The sequence below is a fragment of the Streptomyces sp. NPDC046727 genome (assembly GCF_040645635.1).
Classification (GTDB): domain Bacteria; phylum Actinomycetota; class Actinomycetes; order Streptomycetales; family Streptomycetaceae; genus Streptomyces.
In genome coordinates, this window is record NZ_JBEYYR010000029.1 from 1 (window position 1) to 13,998 (window position 13,998).

Below are 13,998 nucleotides of genomic sequence, written 5' to 3' on the forward strand. Positions count from 1 at the left end.
CTTGCTGGGGGTCGCGGGGGGCGGTGCGCCGGGCCCCCGCCCCGGCGGTGGCAGCTTCAGCTTCAGCGGGCCGCAGCCGAGGCGGGCGGCCTCGGCCTCGACGTAGCGGGGGAAGAGGGTGCGCAGGTTCGCGCTCATCCCGCCGTCGTTGGCCTGTACGAGGAACACCGTCGAGCCTGCCTGGCAACGGGCCCGGAAGACGCCGAGGTTGGGGCCGAGGCCGCCGTATCCCGCGGCGGAGCGCACCCGGTCGCCCTCGTTCAGCGTCATCCTCGTGAAGATCGCGGCCAGTCGCGGGTCCTCGACGGTCATCAGGCGCTGCTCCGGCTGCGAGCCGGTGATGTCCCGGTCGCAGGTGCGCACCGGGCCGTGCCCGTCTGTGATCATGGGGTAGTGGGCCGGCTTGCGTTTCTTGCCCAGGGTCAGCCCCTTGATGCCGCAGAGCGCGTCCGGCTTCTCCGTGCGGGTGTAGCGGGCGGCCTTCGGCAGGCGATCGACCGGATCGGCGATCGTGCCGGCGCAGCCCAGGTCCGCGCTGACCTTGTTGACGAGCTTCACGACCATGCGGGCCATCGCGTCCCGCTCTTTGGTACGCGGCTCCATGTCGGTGATCCAGCTGCCCTGGGCGATGTCCACGACGGTCGGCCCGTCGAGGTCGCCGGGGCGGCCCAGGCAGCCGTCCGGGATGGCGAGCCAGGCGCGGTTGTCCGAGGCCATGCCCAGCAGGCCGCCGCCGAGCGGGGTGAGGCGGGCGGAGAGGAACTCATCAGCCCACTTGCCGTCGTCGCCGGCCCGGTCGTCGAGCTGGTGCACCCGGACGGTGAGCGCCCATCCGTCGCCGTCGCTGTTCGTCAACTGACAACTGCCGGTGGGGCCGTCCAGGGAGCGCCCGCCGCGCAGCACGGGCGCCTCGACCGCCTGGACGCCCTCGGGCTTGCGGAACGTCGGGGCGAGGTCATCGCGGGACAGCGCGCCCCAGCACAACTCGTCCGGCGCGAACGGCCCGGCCTGCGTCTGCCAGGCCGTGCCGCCGACGCCGAGCAGCATCCCGGCGAGACCTGCGGCCAGCAGCGGCCGGACCCGGCCGCGCAGCAGTCTGCGCCAGTGCCACCGGCCCAGGCGCCGCTCGCTGAGCAGCTCCCGCTCGGGGGGCAGGGGCTGCTCGTAGCGGTTCGGCTCTTCCTCCGTGCTGCTCACCGGGCGGCTCCCTTGGGGGCGATGGGGGCGCAGCCCAGGCGGGCGGCGACTGCGTTGGCGAAGGCGGCGAGGTGGCCGGGGTCGGTGGAGGCGCCCATCAGGAAGGTGGCGGGCCGACCGGCGCAGTCGGCTCGTACGATCGCGTGCTTCTCGCCGATGGTGCCCGTACCGCGCCAGCCGCGGGCCGCGGGGCGTTCACCCGTGATGCCGTCGAACACCGCGGCCAGCCGGGGTTGCGCGACCATCGCCAGCTGCAAGTACGGCACGCCGTCGCGATCGCCACGGACGCTGCACGTCTGCAGGTCGCGGGTCGCCGCGCCGGTCTGGTCCTCGACGTCCTCCGTGTCGAGGTGCAGGCTGCGGATGCCGCAGACGTCGTCGGAGGTGCTGAAGATGAGCTCCGGCTTGCCCGGCAGGTCGTAGAGCGGCGAGCTGACCCTCAGCGGCTCGTCGGGCGCGCAACCGGCCGCCGCCATTCCACGGTTGGCCGCTGCGACGAGCAGCTCCGCCGCCTGACGGGCGCCGCCCAGATCGGCCGGATCGTTCTGGGTGTACGTGGGGCCGCTGGTGTATGTGCCGGACGCGTGCATGGTGACGACGGTCGGCCGGCCGTCCTGAGTATCGCAGGACTTCGGGAGCACCAGCAGGCCACCGCGCCCGTTCACCGTGCCCGGCAGACCGTCCGGGAGCGGGACCATGTCGCCGCCCAGGAAACCGTCGTGGACCATCGCGAGCCGGGCCTCCGCGGCCTTGGGCACCGGGCCGTACTCGACGGTCACCCGCTGGTCGGTGGAGACTTTGTCACCGTCGTAACTGCTCTTGTAGTCGCTGGCGATGACGACCTCGCAGCTGCCGGTCGGGCGCTCGGCGGTAGGCGCCGTCTCCTTACCGGTGCGTGACCCGTCGTCATCGTCACCGAATGCCTTGTCGCCTAGGAAGTCCGGGCCGCTGTCCTCCTCCCATGCGCCCCAGCAGTAGCGGTCCTTCGGCCATGGCCAGGTGTCCGTCGCCCACGTGCCGAGCCCGGTGCCCGCAAGCACGAGCACCAGCGCGGATATCAGCGACAACCGGCCGCGCCTGCTGTGCGGCAGCGCTCGGCGCAGCCGACCGGGCGCCCCGGGCGCCTCGTCTGTCTCACTCACCCCGTGATCCTCTCCGACCTGCGGATCTTGACCAGCAGTGTATTGATTTGCTGACAGCAGCAAAGGGAGTGCCCGCTTCGCACACCGAACCTTCGCCAGTGCCCAGTCAGGACGAACCATCGAGCCATTTCGCGAGACGCAAGCAGCGGTAACCGACCAGTCTCAGGCAGCACGAGAGCCGCCAAGTCCCGCTCACGGAATGTTGGTTCAGGCACAGCCGGGGAAGTCAGCAGGACCCCACCGGACCTGCCACTTTCTTCAAGTTGGTTCAGTCAACTCACCGAGCGTGCCACTTCACCCATCACCCGGATCCGGACGGCACGCCACACGTGTGCGGACGCCGCGCCCGCGGTGTGAACAGCGTGGACCATCCGTTACGTGACGTCGGGGGCCTTCGCCGGCCGCCGGGAGCAGGCCGGCTTCGAGTACACCCGCCCCAGCGGGGCGCCGCTCGGCTCCGTCGTCGATGTCCGCTGCCCGTACGGCGCTGTGCGGGTGCACCTGGACCAGGCGGTGGCCCCGGTGTGGGGCAACGGCACGGAGCCGGTGCTCGGCACGATGGTCCCGGTGGACCGTGACACGCTGATCCGCCGTTGGTACGTGTACCGGATCCGCCTGGACAACGAGGGCACGGCGCGCCCCGTACGGATCGGCACCGGGGCCTTCGCCCGGCCCACTGAGTGGTTCGCCCTGGACGAATGCGAGATGACCGAGCCGGGCCTGACGATGCCGGCAGTCGAACGCATGGTGTGCCCTGTGTGCGGTGACAGCAGAGGACTCAGAGGTTGTCAGGCTGCAGCGGCGCTGGGGCGTGCCGTGGCGGACCTGCCCGGCACTGCGCGCCCCGCCCCAGGACGCGGCGAAGAGCGGGCGGTCCCCTGGCGAGGGGGCCGCCGCCTTCGGGTTACGGCGGTTTCGCTCAGGCGGCGTGGCGGGTCTTGCGGCGGCGTACTGCGAGGGCGGTGCCGCCACCGGCGGCGATCAGTGCGGCGGCCACGCCGGTGATCGCCGCCGTGTTGTCGTGGGTGCCGGTCTCGGCGAGGACGGAGCTCTTGGCCGCAGTCGACGCAGCGCTGTTGGTCTTCATGGTCTTGTCGATCCAGCTCGCGTAGGCGGGCGCGCTGGTGTAGAGGCCGGGGCCCTGCGAGCACAACGTCTTCGGGGCGCCGGGCCCCGAGGTGACGCCGATCAGCTCCCAGTGGCCGTGCCGGCCCTTTTGGACCTGCGGTCCGCCGGAGTCCCCGGAGCACGCCATGGCCTTGGGCACGGTGGTGATCGTGCACAGCCGGGTCCGGTCCGCGTAGCCGGGCGCGCACTCGGACTCGGCGCCTCTGCGGGTGTTCAGCTCCTGCAGCCGGTCCGGGAACTTGAACTCGGTGTCGACGGTGGTGCCGAAGCCCAGGAGCCGGGTCGGCGTGCCGGGCCGTCCTGCCTGCTCGGCGATCTTGATGGGTTGCTGGGCGACCGGGCGGTCCAGGCGTATCAGCGCGATGTCGTTCTTGTTGGCGGCCTTGTTGTCGCCGTTCACATAGCCGGGATGGACGAAGGTCCGGTCGATCTTCCGGACGGTGCCGCCGGACTTGCGGTGGTCGCTGCCGATCCGCACGATGCCGTCCAGCTTGAGCCCCTCGACCTTTATGCAGTGAGCCGCCGTCAGCACCCACTGCGGATCGATCAGCGACGCCCCACAGTTCCCGTCGATCAGACCCTGGTCGGGGGCCGACTCCGGGATGGTCGCCATGAACGGGTAGCTCTCGGTGGAGTCCGACCCGTTGACGATGGCTCCGGCGCTGCCGGCCATGACAGTGATGCAGGCCGCAGCGGCGAGAGCGCCGACTGCAGCGGTGCGGGCGGTACGGCGGCGCGGCGACTTGAAGCTGAACACAGAGGGTTCCCTTTTGCTTGGTGGATCCGTATGCGTTCAGCCTCGTTGACCGAATCTTGCCGCACCATCCGGGCAACGGGCCGGTCGATGGTGTGGCCAGCCCCCTTCTGTACCGGGGAAAGCTCGGGGGGCCGGAGTGTGGCTGCGCGGCGAAGGACTCCGCAGAGCGCCGGAGAAAGCCCCCGGATACGCTTCTTCGCCTGGAAAGTGCCTCCGACGGTGGCGGGAACAGGCACCTCAGCAATCCTCATTCTCGCTGGTCAGAGGCTGGGAGACCGCGGAGGGGGCCATGTGCCGGGCCTTGGCCGACGCGGTGACGGTGCCCCGCTCGCGCAGGGTGCGGAGAATCTGCAACTACCCAGGCCGAGTTGAGTGTCTCTGCTCACGTCCGGGGCGGCCCCGCGCGGCGAGTATCGGTGTAGCGGCGCAGCCCAGAGCGCTGAGCTCCACAGCACCGAGACAGGTTACGGAGAGCCCCCATGTCCTGTCGTGTTGCTCTGTCCCTGACCGCCGGTGTCGTCGGCCTCGGCGGCGCCGGAGCCTTCGCTGTTGCCTACGCCGGGGACCAAACCCCGGCCCTGGCCCACAGCACCGCCCGCTACACCGCCCCCGACGGCGGCCGGGTCGGCTCGCTCACCTTCAGTACCGAGGTCACGGCGTCCTCTGCGTCAAGAGCCTGAAGTGCTGGCCATTCCGGCGCATTCCTCCCTCGCCGAGAAGGAGCCGACCGCCAAGGAGATGGCCGCAGCGGAGTGTGCCACCTGCAAGCCCGTCGGTAAGTACACCGTGCGCTGCAGCTACACGACCCGGGTGACCGCCGCAGAGTCCGCATCGTCCCCGCAAGGTTCCTGGCACGTCGCGGTCCTCGCCACGACCGCCGACGGCAGCACCGCCCTGGACGCCAGGGCGGCGGGCTTCACCGCTCGTTGAACCTCGTCGCCGCGCACAGGTGCTCGCGGGGCAGGTGCGGCGCAGCACCGGAGCGATCGTGACCAGGGCTTTTACCGATCGAACTTCCCTGCACGCGCACATGCGGCGCATCATCGACGCCCTGGGGTACGTCCCATCGGCAAGGCGCTGGAGTACCAGCTCGACCTCCAACGTTCGGCACCCACAGGTCGTCCACGACCACGTATGTCTTTTTGGCGGTCAGGCCGCCACAAGTCCCTCGGCGACGAACCGTTCCACGAACTCCCGTGCACGCCGGTCGAGACCGGCGTACTGTGCCTCTCGCTCAGCGCCTGCGACCGCTTCGCCGATCAGGAGGTTGCCTTCGGCGTCGACGCGCTGCGGGCGCTCCTCCGCGTCGGTGAGCAGGCCGACGGTGGAATGGGAGAAGCCGCAGTAGTAGGCGATGCCTTCGCTCAGATTGGTCTCGAGGACGGTTTGCATCCCCTCCACGATGGGATCGTCGGCAGTGGCGCCGGCGAGGCCCAGCCACAGGATGCGCTTGCCGGCGAGGCGGGGCTTGCTGCGGCCGTAGGCGAACCCGTAGTTCCACACGCGGTCGATCCAGCCCTTGAGGATGGCGGGCACGCTCTGCCAGTACACCGGGAAGACGGCGACGACGACATCGGCGTCGAGGATGCGCTGCATATGGGCGTGCGCTTCGTCCGAATACGCCTTTTCCCTGTTGCCCCAGTCCGGCTGGTCCGACACGTTCATCCGTGGGTCGAACCCCTCGGCGTGCAGGTCGAGCAGGTCAATGCGGTATCCGGCGGCTTCGAGCCGGGCGGCGGCACGGCGGGCCGTGTGCGCGGTGAGGGAATCGGTGCGGTGGTGTGCGACGACCACAAGGGCTGTCCTGGCATGGCTGTCGTGCTGCGTCACGGTGTCTCCCGGCTGGTCTCGGTCGATTCGGTGAATCCAGTACAGCCGCGGTGGCGTGGATGATCCATGCGAGAAACGCTCCGGAACATAGGAGATCGTCTACGATGCGTCCCGTGGATCCTTTGAGTGCGCTACTGAGTGGCATCCGGGCCGAGGGCTCGGTCGTCAGCCATGCCGTGCTGACGGCGCCCTGGACCATCCGCTTCACCGACGACGCACCGCTCACCTTGATCAGCGTGCTGCGCGGCGGGGGCACCCTGCTGCTGCCCGACGGCACCGAGCGAGCGGTCGGGGTGGGCGATACTGCCATCGTGCGCGGCCCCGCACCGTTCCATCTCGCGGACCATCCCACGACTGTCCACCGCTCCCATGCCGCGTACGAGATCGCCTGCTTCACCACGGACGCCGAGTGCACCGCCCAGGAACTCGGCGGTATTCACTGGGGCACCGACTCGGAGGAGGCGACCGCGCTGATCGTGGGCGCCTACCGCGCCTCGGGCCACCGCCACGAGCGGCTCCTGCGTTCCCTGCCGCCCGTCCTGGCGATCAAGGAGGACGTCGAGGTCTGTGCCTGGCTGGAGACGGCCGCCGCCGACGCCGCCCGTTTCTCGGCCGGTTCTCAGGCGCTGATGGACCGGCTCTTGGACTGGGCCCTGGTGTGCACGTTGCGCAGCTGGTTCGACCAGGCCGGCGCCGACGCGCCCAGCTGGTACCGGGGCCTCGCCGACCCAGTCCTCGGCTCCGCCCTGCAGGCCTTCCACGACCGGCCCGCCGAGGCCTGGACGGTGGCGTCGCTGGCCGCTCGAGCCGGCGTCTCCCGGGCGCTGTTCGCCAAGCGCTTCACCAAGCTGATGGGCCGCCCGCCGCTCGCCTACCTCACGGAATGCCGCATGGACGAGGCCGAGGCGCTTCTGACCGACACCGACCTCAGCATCGCCCAGATCGCAAGGTCCGTCGGCTACGCCGACGCTTTTGGCTTCAGTGCCGCGTTCAAACGCCACAAGGGCCTGAGCCCCAGCACGTTCCGCGCCGCGGCGGCCTGAGTTCCGGTCGGCCGGAGTTCCGGTCCGGCGACCAGGGGGTGCCCTTCTCATGGGTGTCGCTCTGCGTACGGCGTGCCAGGCCGCGCACTGCCCGGCCCGCTCGGTGCCCGATCCGTGGTACGCCCCGAGTGGCTGTGTCACTTTCGCGGGGACTCATTTCGAGGTGACCTGGGAGCCGTTTCACGGCGCCAGCCAAGATCAGTGTCAGTGAGCCCTTTCAGCGTGGCCACTGATCGGGTGACAGCGTCGGTGCCCGCAACGCACAAGGCTCCCGTGCCGTTGGAGGAGGTGTTCGAAGTCTCAACCCATCGGCGCAGGAGCCCTGTTGGTTCCTGTCCTGCCGCACTCGACCTGCTTCACGCTCTGGTCGAGTGGGTCACCATGCTCATCGTCACCCGCGAGGGTGACCACCGCTGCAAGCTCCCGCCGCACCAGCGTGCCCTGGTCGGTCTGATGTACCTGCGCCGGCACGACACCCTCGCCCAGATCGCGGCCGGCTTCGGCATCGCCGTCGGTACCGCCCACGCGTACGCGAGGGCCGTCATCGACCTGCTCGCCGACCGCGCGCCCGGGCTGCTGCGTGCCCTGCGCGAGGCCGACCCCGACTACGTCCTGCTGAATGGCACCCTCGCGGAACGCGACCGAGTCGGCGACAGCCGGACCGACTACTCCCACAAGCACCGACGGTACGGGGTGAACGTGCAGGTGGTGACCGATCCGGCGGGGCGGCTGCTCTGGATCTCGCCCGCGTTGCCCGGACGTGCGCACGACTTGACCGCGGCTCGCACCCACCGGATCATCCGGATCTGCGAACGCCAGGGCGTCCCGGTCCTCGCCGACCGCAAATCGAATGTCGTCCATCGCCGAGGCCATCCTCACCATGGAGCGGCAACGCTGAAAGGACTCAATGACCTGAGTTGTCGGTGGGTGATCAGGCAGCAGGCGAGTGCGGGGAAGGCTTCGTGGATGTCGGCTCGCCGTTCCCAGCGGATGCGGAGCCGCCGGAAGCCGTGAAGCCAGGCGATCGTTCGCTCGACCACCCACCGGTAGGTGCCCAGGCCGGTTCCGTGCAGAGTTCCGCGTCTGGCGATCGCGGGCACGATGCCTCGGGCACGGACCTGGTCGCGGTAGATGTCGTGGTCGTAGCCGTGGTCGGCGAACAGCGAGTCCGGCTTGCGGCGGGGCCGACCGACCCGACCGCGAACCGGCGGGACCGCGTCGGGCAGGGGCAGCAGCTGGGTGACGTCGTTGCGGTTGCCGCCGGTCAGCAGGACCGCGAGCGGGGTTCCGTGCCCGACGGTGATCAGATGGTGCTTTGAGCCGGTCCGGCCCCGGTCGGCCGGCGAGGGGCCCGTGTGCTGCCCCCTTTCATGGCTCTGACGTGCGAGGAATCGACCACGCAGCGAGACCGGTCCAGCCGCGAGGCTGCGTTCAGCTCGGCCAGCAGGACCTCGTGCAGCCGCTGCCACACGCGGGCCTCGTTCCAGTCCCGCAGTCTGCGCCAGCACGTCGTGCCGGAGCCGAAACCAAGGTCCTGCGGCAGGTACTCCCACTGGATCCCGGTGTACAGCACGTACAAGGTCCCGCTCAGCACATACCGGTCCGGCAACGGTTTGCGGCCGGGATACCGAAACCTGCGCTCACGCTGCGGCAGCAACGGCTCCAGCCGATCCCACAGCTCATCGGACACGACCCACGGCGACGTCCCCACGCCAGACCGAACGCTCAACTACCGCCCGGGACACGGCAGCCAGGACCGATCCACCTCATTGTGTTGGCCGCTGTAAGGGCTGTCCGTAATCCCCGGTGGATCAGCGCGCGGCGTCAGATGCGGTGCATCGCAAGGCGGAGGGTCGCCCTCATACTGGGCATGTTCGGGCGATCCGACAACGCGGCGAGGTGCCGTAGCTGTCGTCGCGCGCCCTCCGGCGATGTCCCCTCCCCGCGCGGCCGCCGTCGCCCCGGTCCCTCCGCCGCCTGGCCCCGCTCGCCTCGCCGGCTCGTGACCGCCGCCCTACGCTCGGGGCATGCAACGCCGCCTGATGCACATGTCTGCCGAGGCCCAGGACGCTCTGCGCACCGCGCTGGAGGAACTCCGCGCGGAGCTGAAGGTCCCCCTGAGCTTCCCCAAGCGCGTACTCAAAGCGGCCGACAAGGCCGCGGGTGAGGCGCGCTTGCCCGACAAGGACGCCACCCACCTGCCGTTCTTCACGATCGATCCGCCGACCTCGAAGGACCTCGACCAGGCCATGCACCTGGAACGCCGGCCCGGTGGCGGCTACCGCGTGTACTACGCCATCGCGGACGTGGCGACCTTCGTCAGGGCGGGCAGCCCTCTGGACATCGAGGCGCACGACAGGATCGAAACGCTGTACTTCCCCGACCTCAAGGTGCCCCTGCACCCGCCCGTCCTCTCCGAGGGCGCGGCCAGCCTGCTGCCGAACAAGGACCGCCCCGCTCTGTTGTGGCAGCACGACCTCGACGCCCACGGCAATCTGACCGACTCGTCCGTGAGCCGGGCCGTGATCCGAAGTCGGGCCCAGCTCGACTACGCCGGCGCCCAGCAGGCCATCGAGAACGGCACGGCGGAGGAGTCCCTCGCCCTGCTGCGCGAGATCGGCGAGCTGCGGGAGGCAGTCGAAATCGCGCGCGGTGGCATCTCGGTGAATCTGCCTGACCAGGAGGTCACCCTCGAGGACGGATCGTTCCGGCTGCGCTACGTGGCGACGCTGCCGGTCGAGGGCTGGAACGAGCAGATCTCCCTCATGACCGGGATGTCCGCGGCCCAGATCATGCTCGACACGGGTACCGGCATCCTGCGGACCCAGAAGGAGCAGGCCGATCAGAACGTGATCAAGCGCCTGCACGACATCGCGAAGGCCTTGGGCATCGTCTGGCGGCCCGGCATCTCGTACGCCACGCTGGTCCGCAAGCTCGATCCCCACAACCAGCAGCACATGGCCTTCCTCACCGAGGCCACGAGCACGATGCTCAAGGCGGAGTACACCGTCTTCCGCGACAACCAGAAGCCGGCGTACACGATGCACGCGGCGATCGCGGCCCCGTACGCCCATTGCACGGCTCCACTGCGGCGCCTGGTCGACCGGTACACCGGTGAGCTGTGCGTGATGGCGTGCGCGGACAAGGCCCCGCCGAACTGGGTACTCGACGCCCTGTCCTGCATCCCGTGCGACACGGCACGGGGGAAGGGCAGCCTGGCGCACCGACAGACCGTGGACCTGGCCGAGGCCGCGGTGCTCAAGGACCGCGTGGGCGAGGTGTTCGACGCCACGGTCATCGATACCGACGCGGAGCGGGGCAGGCCGCGCGAGGGCAAAGTGTTCCTGGCCGACCCCGCCGTGCTGGCCAAGGTCGTCTCGACCAACAGCCTGGATCTCCAGCTCGGATCCAGCGTCAGGGCCAGGCTCAAGCAGGCGGACCCCGCCGCGGACGAGGACAAGGTTCTCTTCACCGTGCCCTAAGGGGTATCCCGTAAAGATCTTGGAGCCGCCTCGGGCATAGCGGGCCATCGTGCCACCTGCGACCTATTCGGCGAGGGCGAGGTTGTGCGTCCGGGCGATGCCGGGCATGGCGTGGTGGACGCCGTCGCCATTGAGGCGGCAGTCGCGGAGGATCTTCCAGGTCTTCATGCGGGCGAAGACGTGCTCGACACGGGCTCGGACCTGTTTGTGGGTCCTGTTGTGGTCTTCTTTCCAAGCTGGGAGCTCGGTCTGGCCGCGGTCGCGACGGTGCGGCATGACGAGTCCGGTTCCCGGGTAGCCGCCGTCGGCGATCGTGAGAGGCTTGCCGACGGTGTGCGGACAACGTCTGGAAAAAGCCCGTACCGGCGGCGTGCCCTGCGGCGCGAGGGCCGCTGACCTGCCTCTGCCATGGAGGCTGTGTCCGTATCGTCCGACCAGCCCACCGCCACCGCCCCGTACCCCTACGGGTGTTGCTGCCCAAGGGGGAGGCGCCCGTCCGGCAAGGTGACCAAGATCCGGAGCGGAGACGGATCAGCGGAGGGCATGCCGCCGACTCTCTGACGACGAGTGGCCCGTCGTCCTCGTCGAGCTCCGCCGCGTCTGGGTCGCGCAGTGGCCGCAGGGCCTCTGCGGCCGGGACGCTGGCGGTGAAGCTGTAGCGGCCGAGCAGGTTCAGGTTGTGGTGCTTGAGCGGGGAGAGCCGGGCGATGCCCTCCTCGCGGAGCTCGTGGCCCTCGGACTGGAGCCGGTCGACGGCGGCGTCGATGTAGCGGGTGGTCCACCAGGTCTCCGGGGCAAACGGGTGAACGGGTGTCGTTTGTGCAGGTAGAACGCTTGCGGTCGCGTCCGTCAGAGACCGGTGCCAGGGGCGCGTCATCGTCTGAGGCGGCGTCCGGGGCCAGAGTTCCGTGCGGCTTCGCGTACCTGCTCCTTCGACAGCCCGGCGGATAGGATCGACCGGGTCCGCGAGAGCGCCGAGGCCCTGGTTCTGGGCACCGAGGAGTCTTCTATGCACCACCCGGACCCGCGGTATGCCGCTCGGCTCGCCGCCTATGGGACCGTGGCCACGCGCCTGTCCCTGCTGAGTGACCGTCGGCTCGGTGAGGTCGTGGCCGCCGCAGCGCCGCTCGGGTCCGGTATCGGCGGCAGGTCTGCGGAGCTGGACGTCGATGGCACGTGGGTGTTCGTCAAGCGGGTTCCCCTGACGGACACCGAGTTGCGGCCGGAGAACGTGCGGTCGACGGCGAACCTCTTCGGACTGCCGATGTTCTACCAGTACGGGGTGGGCTCAGCGGGGTTCGGGGCCTGGCGAGAGCTGGCCGTGCATGTCATGACCACCAACTGGGTCCTCGGGAACGAGTACGAGGGCTTTCCGCTGATGTACCACTGGCGTGTCTTGCCCGACTCCCCTCCCGAAGGGTTCGCCGACGAGTTCGGGGGTGTCGACGGGGCGGTCTCGCACTGGGAGGGGTCATCGGCCGTGCGTGAGCGTCTGGAGGCCATCGGCCGGTCTTCGTCCAGCCTAGTGCTCTTCTTGGAACACGTCCCGCAGACACTCGGCGACTGGTTGCACGACTACCGGACCGCCGCGCCGGAGGGCGGGGAGGGCTCGCCGTACCCGTGGGTGGAGGAGGCCCTTTCGCGGGGGACTGCCTTCATGAGCTCGCACGGACTCGTTCACTTCGACGCCCACTTCGCCAATGTCCTGACCGACGGTCGGCTGCTGTACTTCGCGGACTTCGGACTCGCCCTGAGTTCCGGCTTCGAACTGTCAGCGGTCGAGGCGGAGTTCCTCAACGACCATCTCGCGTATGACCGCTGCCACACCATGAGTCATCTGCTCCGCCACCATCTGCCCAATGGCCTGCGCGGCGGGATGGAACACGAGGCGTTCCTGCGCCAGTGGATCGCCGGCCACCGGCCCGATGGCGTCCCGGGCGAGATCGCCTCGATCATCGACCGGCACTCCCGAGCTGCCGTGGTCTTCGGTGAATTCGCCCGTCGTCTGCTCACCGAGAGCAAGCGGACGCCATTTCCGGCCGCCGAGGTCGGGCGGGCCTGGGGCGCAGCGGTCGCGGCGCCCCACTGAAGCCGGCCTTCGGCAGAAGATCGCCGTCAGGACGTCGCGGGACGGGTGGTGTGCCGGGGGCCGAGGCGGCGTCTCAGTTCAAGGTTCTCGCTCTGGGCGGCTTCGAGGGCCTGCCGCAAGGGCTGGACCTCGTCGTGGTGCTGCCGTTTGAGCGCGGTGAGCTGGGAGATGGGGACCCGGCTACTGAGGGTTTCGGTTCGGGGTGATGGTGATCTCGGGGGTGGGTGTATCCCGGTGTCATGCGGTATCCCGATGGGGGCGGCCTGACGGCCAAACAGCGCGCTCAGCGAGAGCAAGTACGCTTCCAAGTCGCCGAGTTATTTATGGAAGGAGCAGCTCCGTCGCAGGTCGAGCAGCGATTACGGGTGTCCCGCAGGTACACCTACGACTGGCACGCTCGCCGACGGGACGACGGAGTGGAGGCGCTGCGTTCCCAAGGACCGCCGGGCGGCCGTCCCGGATGAAGCCCACTTGGCGGGCCTGGCCGGCCGCGGAGCCGGAGAGGGGCCTGCCGCGCACGGCTGGGTGGAGGACCAGCGGTGGACGCTGGCCCGGGTGGCTACGGTGATCGCGTGACACTTCCATGTCCGCTTCAGCCCTGCGCAGCCCTGTCGCATCCTGCACCAGATGGGCTTCACGGTGCAGCTCCCGCAGCGCAGGGCCGCCGAGCGTAACCCCGATGCAGTGGCCACCTGGATGAAGGCGACGTGGCCTCGGGTGGAAAGACGGCGGGGGACCAGGATGCGTGGCTGTATTTCGCCGACGAGTCGGGCCAGGTGCTCCGGCCGCCGACAGCACGGACCTGGTCCCGGCGTGGCCACACGCCCCGCGTCACCGTCCGGGTCGGCGGCTCGGGACGTATCGCGCTGGTCGGCCTGGTGTGCCGCAGGCTGGGCCGACGCACCCGGCTCATCTTCCGGATGCTGGTGCACCATGGCCGCAAGGGTGAGCGGAAGGGTTTCCGAAGAGAAGGACTTCGCCGCGTTGCTGGACGCATTTCACCAGCAGCTTGGCGGGCGTGTCGTGCTGGTGTGGGACAACTGCACCCATCATGTCGATGCCGCGATACGTGAGCTGATCGAGGCTCGAAGCTGGCTGACGGTCTTCCGCTTTCCCTCGTACGCGCCCAACCGCAACCCCGCCGAGGGCGTGTGGGGACATCTGAAGAACAGCCTGGGCAACCTGGCCCCGTGCAGCTTCGACGAGCTCGCCACGCTGGCCCGCACCCGCTTGAAACGGATGCAGTACCAACCCGGCCTCCGCGACGGATTCATCGCCGAAACCGGACTGATTCTGCCCAGCAGTCGGACGCCGCGGCAGTAGTGGGCAC

General features: G+C 69.6%; 13 protein-coding genes and 3 pseudogenes. 8 read left to right on the forward strand and 8 right to left on the reverse strand.

Translation table 11 applies throughout. The features are described 5' to 3' along the window. The 4 genes and pseudogenes from ABZ937_RS29490 to ABZ937_RS29505 all read right to left on the reverse strand — a co-directional run. Positions 1–1,197 (reverse strand): hypothetical protein (locus ABZ937_RS29490; RefSeq protein WP_361696376.1); only part of this gene is annotated, 1,197 nt, incomplete at its 3' end. Next, positions 1,194–2,339, reverse strand: a complete 1,146-nt coding sequence (locus ABZ937_RS29495) for a hypothetical protein (protein WP_361696377.1) — start codon at positions 2,337–2,339, stop codon at positions 1,194–1,196. The genes ABZ937_RS29495 and ABZ937_RS29490, both read right to left, overlap by 4 nt. Before the next feature lie 919 nt (positions 2,340–3,258). After that, a complete protein-coding gene (locus ABZ937_RS29500) occupies positions 3,259–4,224 on the reverse strand; it encodes a serine protease (RefSeq protein WP_361696378.1) in 966 nt (321 codons plus the stop codon). A gap of 255 nt (positions 4,225–4,479) precedes the next feature. Then, positions 4,480–4,578: pseudogene (locus ABZ937_RS29505) on the reverse strand (LysR family transcriptional regulator); the annotation flags it as partial. A gap of 125 nt (positions 4,579–4,703) precedes the next feature. Between ABZ937_RS29505 and ABZ937_RS29510 the strand changes: the two are divergent. Both ABZ937_RS29510 and ABZ937_RS29515 read left to right on the forward strand, forming a co-directional pair. Then, on the forward strand, positions 4,704–4,904 hold the full coding sequence (locus ABZ937_RS29510; RefSeq protein ID WP_361696379.1) for a DUF5707 domain-containing protein: 201 nt from the start codon (positions 4,704–4,706) through the stop codon (positions 4,902–4,904). 1 nt (position 4,905) lies between these two features. Then, on the forward strand, positions 4,906–5,154 hold the full coding sequence (locus tag ABZ937_RS29515) for a DUF5707 domain-containing protein (protein ID WP_361696380.1): 249 nt from the start codon (positions 4,906–4,908) through the stop codon (positions 5,152–5,154). A 219-nt stretch (positions 5,155–5,373) separates the two neighbouring features. Here the strand turns inward: ABZ937_RS29515 and ABZ937_RS29520 are convergent, their stop codons facing one another. After that, complete coding sequence (locus ABZ937_RS29520) at positions 5,374–6,054, reverse strand: NAD(P)H oxidoreductase (RefSeq protein ID WP_361696381.1); 681 nt, start codon at positions 6,052–6,054, stop codon at positions 5,374–5,376. Between the two features lie 104 nt (positions 6,055–6,158). Here ABZ937_RS29520 and ABZ937_RS29525 point away from each other — a divergent pair, with 104 nt between their 5' ends. Then, the gene (locus tag ABZ937_RS29525) at positions 6,159–7,097 is read left to right on the forward strand and encodes an AraC family transcriptional regulator (RefSeq protein WP_361696382.1); all 939 of its coding nucleotides are present in this window, start codon (positions 6,159–6,161) and stop codon (positions 7,095–7,097) included. 381 nt (positions 7,098–7,478) lie between these two features. Further along, positions 7,479–7,991: pseudogene (locus ABZ937_RS29530) on the forward strand (transposase family protein); the annotation flags it as partial. On the opposite strand, the gene ABZ937_RS29535 reads toward ABZ937_RS29530, so the two are convergent. Continuing rightward, a protein-coding gene (locus tag ABZ937_RS29535) for an IS5 family transposase (protein WP_361696383.1) occupies positions 7,973–8,808 on the reverse strand; the annotation gives its coding sequence in 2 pieces (ribosomal slippage) (positions 7,973–8,482 and positions 8,485–8,808; 834 coding nt in all). The pseudogene ABZ937_RS29530 and the gene ABZ937_RS29535 overlap by 19 nt on opposite strands. A gap of 316 nt (positions 8,809–9,124) precedes the next feature. Here ABZ937_RS29535 and ABZ937_RS29540 point away from each other — a divergent pair. Continuing rightward, complete coding sequence (locus ABZ937_RS29540; protein ID WP_361696384.1) at positions 9,125–10,579, forward strand: RNB domain-containing ribonuclease; 1,455 nt, start codon at positions 9,125–9,127, stop codon at positions 10,577–10,579. Between the two features lie 63 nt (positions 10,580–10,642). On the opposite strand, the gene ABZ937_RS29545 is transcribed toward ABZ937_RS29540, so the two are convergent. After that, positions 10,643–11,017: a transposase gene (locus ABZ937_RS29545; RefSeq protein WP_361696459.1), complete on the reverse strand. Its 375-nt coding sequence runs from the start codon at positions 11,015–11,017 to the stop codon at positions 10,643–10,645. A 133-nt stretch (positions 11,018–11,150) separates the two neighbouring features. Continuing rightward, a pseudogene (locus tag ABZ937_RS29550) lies at positions 11,151–11,360 on the reverse strand (Tn3 family transposase); the annotation flags it as partial. Between the two features lie 228 nt (positions 11,361–11,588). On the opposite strand from ABZ937_RS29550, the gene ABZ937_RS29555 reads away from it, so the two are divergent. The 3 genes from ABZ937_RS29555 (at position 11,589) to ABZ937_RS29565 (ending at position 13,991) form a co-directional block, all read left to right on the forward strand. After that, on the forward strand, positions 11,589–12,668 hold the full coding sequence (locus ABZ937_RS29555; protein ID WP_361696385.1) for a protein kinase family protein: 1,080 nt from the start codon (positions 11,589–11,591) through the stop codon (positions 12,666–12,668). 323 nt (positions 12,669–12,991) lie between these two features. Then, positions 12,992–13,132, forward strand: coding sequence for a hypothetical protein (locus tag ABZ937_RS29560; RefSeq protein ID WP_361696386.1), 141 nt, complete (start codon positions 12,992–12,994; stop codon positions 13,130–13,132). Between the two features lie 469 nt (positions 13,133–13,601). Continuing rightward, entirely contained in the window at positions 13,602–13,991 is a 390-nt protein-coding gene (locus ABZ937_RS29565; RefSeq protein ID WP_361696460.1) for a transposase, read from the forward strand. Positions 13,992–13,998: the final 7 nt, after the last annotated feature.

Bases quoted from the DNA above. Each gene is read 5' to 3' on its own strand.
- ABZ937_RS29510 (WP_361696379.1), top strand. From the start codon at position 4,704: ATGTCCTGTCGTGTTGCTCTGTCCCTGACCGCCGGTGTCGTCGGCCTC.
- ABZ937_RS29525 (WP_361696382.1), top strand. From the start codon at position 6,159: ATGCGTCCCGTGGATCCTTTGAGTGCGCTACTGAGTGGCATCCGGGCC.
- ABZ937_RS29540 (WP_361696384.1), top strand. From the start codon at position 9,125: ATGCAACGCCGCCTGATGCACATGTCTGCCGAGGCCCAGGACGCTCTG.
- ABZ937_RS29555 (WP_361696385.1), top strand. From the start codon at position 11,589: ATGCACCACCCGGACCCGCGGTATGCCGCTCGGCTCGCCGCCTATGGG.
- ABZ937_RS29560 (WP_361696386.1), top strand. From the start codon at position 12,992: ATGGAAGGAGCAGCTCCGTCGCAGGTCGAGCAGCGATTACGGGTGTCC.
- ABZ937_RS29565 (WP_361696460.1), top strand. From the start codon at position 13,602: ATGGCCGCAAGGGTGAGCGGAAGGGTTTCCGAAGAGAAGGACTTCGCC.